The 6,978-nt window shown below is 36.7% G+C and carries 7 protein-coding genes; all 7 read left to right on the top strand.

From position 1 onward, the window contains the following. Positions 1-1,044, top strand: a 1,044-nt coding sequence (locus tag QZN27_RS08415) for a cobaltochelatase subunit CobN (protein WP_296786358.1), incomplete at its 5' end; no start/stop codon positions are given. Between the two features lie 9 nt (positions 1,045-1,053). Continuing rightward, a complete protein-coding gene (locus QZN27_RS08410; protein ID WP_296786355.1) occupies positions 1,054-1,761 on the top strand; it encodes a DUF2162 domain-containing protein in 708 nt (235 codons plus the stop codon). 9 nt (positions 1,762-1,770) lie between these two features. After that, positions 1,771-2,415, top strand: coding sequence for a MotA/TolQ/ExbB proton channel family protein (locus tag QZN27_RS08405; RefSeq protein WP_296786352.1), 645 nt, complete (start codon positions 1,771-1,773; stop codon positions 2,413-2,415). A gap of 11 nt (positions 2,416-2,426) precedes the next feature. Continuing rightward, the gene (locus QZN27_RS08400) at positions 2,427-2,753 is read left to right on the top strand and encodes a DUF2149 domain-containing protein (RefSeq protein WP_296786349.1); all 327 of its coding nucleotides are present in this window, start codon (positions 2,427-2,429) and stop codon (positions 2,751-2,753) included. Between the two features lie 286 nt (positions 2,754-3,039). Then, positions 3,040-5,436: a DUF3344 domain-containing protein gene (locus QZN27_RS08395; protein WP_296786346.1), complete on the top strand. Its 2,397-nt coding sequence runs from the start codon at positions 3,040-3,042 to the stop codon at positions 5,434-5,436. Between the two features lie 71 nt (positions 5,437-5,507). Further along, positions 5,508-6,086 (top strand): flavodoxin family protein, encoded by a 579-nt coding sequence (locus QZN27_RS08390; RefSeq protein ID WP_296786342.1) that lies wholly within the window; start codon positions 5,508-5,510, stop codon positions 6,084-6,086. After that, positions 6,076-6,978, top strand: a 903-nt coding sequence (locus QZN27_RS08385; RefSeq protein WP_296786338.1) for a flippase, incomplete at its 3' end; no start/stop codon positions are given. The genes QZN27_RS08390 and QZN27_RS08385, both read left to right, overlap by 11 nt.

The following is a 6,978-nucleotide window of genomic DNA, read 5'->3' as shown; positions in this document are numbered from 1 at the left end:
AATGATGACTTCTTCGATTACTGGGGAGGACTGTCCATGACAGTTGAGGAGATTTCAGGTAAGGCTCCAAAATTCAACGTGCTGATGTATGCCAACAAGAACAGTGCATACATATCCTCTTTGGAAGAAGTAATGTATCAGGAAATCGCCGCAAGATATGACAACCCTGACTGGATTAAGGGAATGATGAATGAAGGTTACAGCGGGGCCCGTTATATGTCTAACAAATTCGTAAGCAATCTGCATGGATGGCAGGTAACAAGGCCTTCAGCAGTTACTGATGACTTATGGAATAGGATTTACAATACTTATTACAATGATAAATATGGAATTGGAGTTAAGGACTGGCTTATGAGTGGAAATAATGCATATTCACTGATTTCTATGAGTGGAACAATGCTTACAACAATCCATGATGGCTATTGGAATGCTGATAAGGCTACAATAAGTGACATTGCAAACACATGGGCACAGGCAACAATCCAAAATGGTGTTGCATGCTGTGACTGCAGCTGTGGAAATATTGCGATGATGCAATGGGCTGTACAATATGTGAATCCAGATATTCTGGCACAATTGCTTCCTAAATTATATCAAGCAACTAAGAATCCAGTATTTAAAAACAATACTCAATCCGTACAGCCTCCGGAAGCGGATTCCAGTACTAATCAAAAGGAAGCTTCCTCACAAAATCCGGTTAAAGGCTCAACTTCATCTTCAACAATTGCTTCCAATTCAAGCTCAACTACCACTCAAGCTACCGCCCAAAATGGGGACAATGCCCAAGGTGAGGCATTTTCAAATGTAGGTGCGGGTTCAGAATCAGTTGAAGCTGGAAGCTCTCAGTCTGAAGGTGCAGATGTTAAAAAATCAGTGGAAATCAATCCGATAACTTCACAGTCAGCCAGTGAGGTGGGATTATCACTTGCAGCAGTTTTAGCTATTTTATGCTTGATTATGGTTGTGGCTGTTGGATACTTTAGAAATGAAGATGATAAGGATAAAGTTCAAGATTTAGATAAATTATTTAATGAAAAATTATAGGTGTAGATAATGGATGCGATTAATATTTTATGGCAGGTCGGAATTCTTTCGGCTGTTTTAATTTTTGGAATCAAGTTGGGCCTTGCAACAGGTCTTGCAAACATGTCAAAAAGATATTTGGCAGTGGTGTCAATCGGATATGGGGCAGGAGTTTTAATCCTAACCGAAATTTCCTCATTTTTCACGGAACAGATTACAGATTTGATTTACACCTATAACTTTGAGTTTTTCCTGATTATGGCAATAATCATGATTCTGGCGGGCATATTTACAATTCGTGAATACAAGGTCTTTGAAAAGAATACGACAGCTGCTACATGCATGGCTATTGTTGCACCATGTCCATGTTGTTTTGGATCAATTATTGTTAGTATAATGCTTGTTGCTCCGACCGTAGGTTTGGGATTAATGAATTTAAGTGTCATTGTAGCGCTGGCATTGGTTTTAACAATTGTTGTAACTTATTATGCATCTAATTATTTGGTAAGGTTCATTAACAAGCCTTATCCAATTGTGCTTGGAAATTTCATGTTCTTTTTAGGAATCTACTTCCTTTTATCAGCATTGTTCCTGCCAAATATCACAGCAATGATTCAGAATCCAATGGAAGCGATTTCAATATCATCCCCATACTCCTTGATTGGGGCGTTGGTATTGGTGCTTGTAATAGCTTTGATTGGTGGAGTAATATCAAGGAGAAACAGTAATTTTAATTAAGGTGATTTAATGGTATCAACAATTCCTGGAAGCGAAATATTAACATCAACATTGAACATGATTTCACAGAGCCTGCAGATTCCCGTAATCATATTTTTGGTGGTTTTTGCGGTTTTTGCAGTATTGGCTATTGGTGGATTGATTTCGGAGTACACTTCAAGAAAGAAAATCACTCCGGACTTGATTGAAGAGCTGATTTATGCAATAGCTAATGCGAGTTCATTAGAAGAAATAAAAAATATTATTCAAAATGCTAAAATTTACGAGTCTCAAAAGGTTGTTCTAATTAAGATATTGCGTTCACATTCCTTAACTCATGATTCAAGGCAAGCTTTGGCTAAAAAGCTAATCGAGTTTGAGGAAAACAAGTTCGCAAAATCAATTGAGAGGACTGATGTTGTTACCCGTATCGGTCCGACCCTGGGGCTGATGGGTACTTTGATACCTATGGGTCCTGGACTTGCAGCTTTAGGTGCAGGTGATGTCAATACATTGGCCAATGCGATTATTGTGGCATTCGATACCACTGTTGTGGGTATCGGTGCGGGGGCTGTTGCTTATTTTGTGTCAAAAGTAAGGCGCAGATGGTATGAGGAATATTTGTCAAACCTTGATGCCCTTGCAGATGCGCTTCTTGATAAATTAAGTCAATAGGAGTTTTGTCTATGGTTCGAGAAAAAGGACGCAAACGTTTTTCAGAAGGCGAAGAGGATCCTATGGCTGGAACATCCAACCTTGTTGATGCAATGCTTGTAATTGCTGTGGGTTTATTGATATTTGTGGTGATAAGCTGGAATATGCAGAGCGTTGTATTTCAGGATAGCCAGCAACAGCCAATAGAGCAGTCATCTCCAGATGTGACTGAAGTAAGTGAAGGACAGACTCTGAATGAAACTCCGGACACTTCAAACAGTTCAGGTCAAGGATATATGGAGATGGGTAAGGTCTATAAGGATCCTTCAACGGGCAAGCTGATTATGGTTGAAGACTAATGAGTAATACTTTTTATTTTTTTGAATTTCTTATAAGTATTACTTTTTTCATTTATTTATGGAATAATTATTACTTTTTTTAAAAAATAACTTTATTTTATATATAGTTTTTGTTTTTAAGCATTAAATGGAAAGTTTTATATTAGTATTACTTTAAAGTAAAATTGTACTAATAAAATTAATATAAATATATATTATTTTATTACATTGATTGGTACGAAAATTATTTTCAGATGGGATTATTATGAGAAATAAAAAAATTTTGTTTATATCTATTTTTATTTTAATGATTGTCCTCTCAATTGGTGCAGTATCTGCAGAAGATGCAGATGATGCAATTGCATCAACAAACGACGACACTGTTTTGGAAGATTCAGAAGCCACTGCTTCCGGTACAGTTTCGGGGGGAGTGGATGTTGTAACCGAAAATCCATGGGGAACACAAGGGCAGCCTAATCATGGGGAATTAAGTTATGATATTCCAGCTGATGCAAAAACAATTAAGAGTGCTGATGTTTATGTGAATGTTTTTGGTACTACAGCTACTGATACTTACGCTACAAATGTAACCACTACCATTAAAACCGATAATGGTGATGAAAGCTATAATGAAATTTTATGCATTGCAAGCGAAAAAAGTTCAACCGTTTTTCCTGTAAACGACCATGTTACTAAGTCTTACCTGGATTATATGATACATTACAATATAACCAGTAAATTGACCGGATTAAATGGTACCACTTTAAAAATCAATGTTGATACAAACAACATGACAGGATTAACCGGAAAATTATTTGATGGTAGAATAAAGTTAATAGCATTGGTTTTAGCATATGACGACGGTGATGACGATATAATTAATTATTGGATTAATGATAACCAAATATGGACAGGGTCCAACACAACATTAACATTCGACACCACTTCAATGTCTGATGTATTGGAAATGAGCTTGACCAATATTGCACTTGATAGCAGTGATGCTACTTATTTCTTAAATGGTAATTTGTTAACAAATCCAGAGTATAAAACCGGAAACTATTATAAGTATAACAAATGGGACGTAACTGATTACTACAACAGCAGCAAAAAAACAGAATTCCTTGGTATTGGAGCTCAAGGCAGTTATGGAGTATCTCATAAACAAGCTTTGGCTGTTTTAGTTGCTAAACCGGGCCAAGTTTCATCTTCAATTGATTCTATAACTACTGAACGTGCTGGTAAAGTATATTCATCAACTCAAATACCTATTGCATATCCTGGCCTCAGCAATAAAATCACCATCAAAGTGACTACTAACAAAAACGGCAAATATGTTGTCAAATTATTAGCTGACGGTGTTGAAGTCAATTCTACTGAAATATCTTTAACAGCAGGAACTACTCCATTAACATTAATTGATAATACAATTAGACCTATCAATTCCTCTGCTACATACGCTGGAACAAGCGGAACTTATGATAAAGTCAATTACACAGTTCAATTGTTCTTGAAAGATGAAAAATTAGCTAATAGCTCTATTGATGCAGTTATATTATACAACGGATACTTCAACAAGGCATTATATGATCAAAACAGTTTAGAATCATTCTATAGTGGAGCCATAACTGGTGATATTGTCATTGATGTATCAGATTTCGTAAATAGTGCTGGAACAAGTGGCAAATATGCAACTGGTACAACAAATAGGGTTGATAACTGGACTGTTAGTTTAAAAGACGGTTCTGTTATTGTTAAAGCATTTATTTATGTTCCATATACTTCTATCACAGGTGATAATATCAACATGCTAAATGCTACTTTTAATAATCAAACTTTAACTCCTGTCGCATTTATTAGAGACCAAACTAATGCGGTTGGCCTTGGCGGTTACGGTATTTTAGTTTATGATGTCACCAGCTTTATTATAAATGGCAATAATACACTTGCATTGAACAGAACACTTTCCGGAGGTATCTATCCAAGTACTTTAATTTACTTAACCAACACTACCGGAAGTAATGTAATCAAAGAAGTTTACATTTCTAATTGTGCAGACGTAGTAGGTGCTTATGGAAATGGTGATAGAAAGCTTAAAATTGATTCAACATTCGATGTATCTTCCAATGAAGCAGTAAATGCCACAGTTTATGTATTTGGTGCAGGTTCAGAACCTGGCAGAGCAAGCATATCAGTAAATGGTGTCCTTGATGATAATGTATGGAATACTACAGTTAAAAACACAGTTAGCTACTATACCAAAGATTTAACTGGAATTACTGGTGCTATAGATATTTCACTTATTCTCAACAAAGGCATGTTTACAGCATTACAACAAATCGTGGTTGTAACTAAAAACGCTAAAGAGAATACTACTCCGGTTAAACCAGTAGAACCTGTTACACCTAAAGTAAACAAAAAAGCTTCAAAAATAGTTGCTAAAAAGAAAACCTTTAAAGCTAAAACTAAAGTTAAAAAATACACTATAACTTTAAAATCTGGTAAAAAACCAATCAAAAAAGTTTTAGTAACTCTTAAAGTTAAAGGTAAAACTTACAAAGTGAAAACCAACGCTAAAGGTAAAGCAACCTTTAAAATTAAAAACTTAAAGAAAAAAGGCAAATACACAGCAACTATTAAATTCAAAGGTGACAAAACTTACAAATCTGCTACCAAAAAAGTTAAAATAACCGTTAAAAAATAGAGATTAATTCTCTATTTTTCTATTTCTTTTTTACACAAAATATTTTAATTGATTTATCTAAAACTATTTCTATGAAAGTCTTTGGAATCTGTGCAAGCCCGAGAAATGACACTACACATTATGTACTCTCGCAGGCTTTGGAAAAGTTGGAAAGTCATGATTTCGAAACAGAAATTTTCACATGCCATGCAAAGGACCTCAAGCCATGCATGCATTGCGATTACTGTCTTGAAAACAAGAAATGCATAATCCAGGATGACATGATGGAAGTATACGAAAATCTCCAAACTGCAGATGGAATTATACTGGCAACTCCCATACATTCAGGATCTGTTTCCGCAAATCTGTCAATCATAATGGACAGGACACGCGCCCTAGAGGCAATCGATTACAATCTCTTGAGAGGCAAGATTGGAATGAGCATTGCAGTCGGCGGCGACCGTACAGGAGGTCAGGATTTTGCCCATCTGGCAAACATCACATATTTCATGATACACGGCATAATACCGGTAAGTGGAGGGCCTTTCGGTTCCAATTTGGGAGCTTCCTTTTGGTCAAAAGACTCTATCGATGAAATAAGGAAGGATTCTTATGGTATGGACAGTTACATATATTTAATAACTTTTTTTAGGTTATATCATGGCAAATAAGTTGATTAGAGGTAGTTTGATAATTTTTATAGGTAATATAATTTTCCGTGTGGGAGGTTACTTTTACCGTTTTCTGATGGCGATACTGTTAGGACCTGTCGCCTATGGTAATCTAGGAATCACACTGCCTTTTCAGGGAATTTTCCAGACCTTATCTGCCGGTGGACTTCCTCCTGCGATAGCAAAATACGTTGCCGAGTATGAAGCTGTCGGCGAGCATGATATGGCCAGGCAGACCATTTACACGGCTCTGCAGATAATGATATTTTTAGGGCTGTTCTTTGGGGTATTGATGATTTTTGTCGTTGCTCCTTTCCTTGCCTATAATTTCCTGCACAAGCCAATAACACTTGTTCCCCTCCAGATTGTGGGGCTTATCACTCCTTTCAGTGTTATTGTTGGTGCCTTTAGAGGGGCATTTCAGGGTGTTTACAAGATGGAGTATATCGTATATACCCGTGCCGTCGAACAGCTCGGTATGATTCTTTTTGCCACTGCATTTGTTTTGATTGGACTTTCAACTGTCGGGGCACTATGGGGTACCGTTTTGGGATATTCCTTATCCGTTGTTGCGGCTCTTTACATCTTCAAGGTGCACATGCCGAAATACATTCCGAAACCTAGCGAAGATTTTGTATTTACAATGAATGATAGGATAAAACTTGCCACAACATTGGTGAAATTCTCCATTCCGGTCATCATCACCGCTGTGGCTGAAATGCTTATCTATAACATCTGTACCATTGTAATGGGAAAGTTCCTGACATTGGCTGATATCGGATTTTTCGCAGCGGCTGATCCAATTGCACGTTTACCGTTGATTATATCAGTTTCCATTGCAACAACAATTCTTCCGGCTTCTTCAGAGGCATTCAAGGTAAAGGACATTGAT

The organism is uncultured Methanobrevibacter sp. (assembly GCF_900316895.1).
Lineage (GTDB): Archaea > Methanobacteriota > Methanobacteria > Methanobacteriales > Methanobacteriaceae > Methanocatella.
This window is presented reverse-complemented; position numbering and strand designations above follow the sequence as displayed.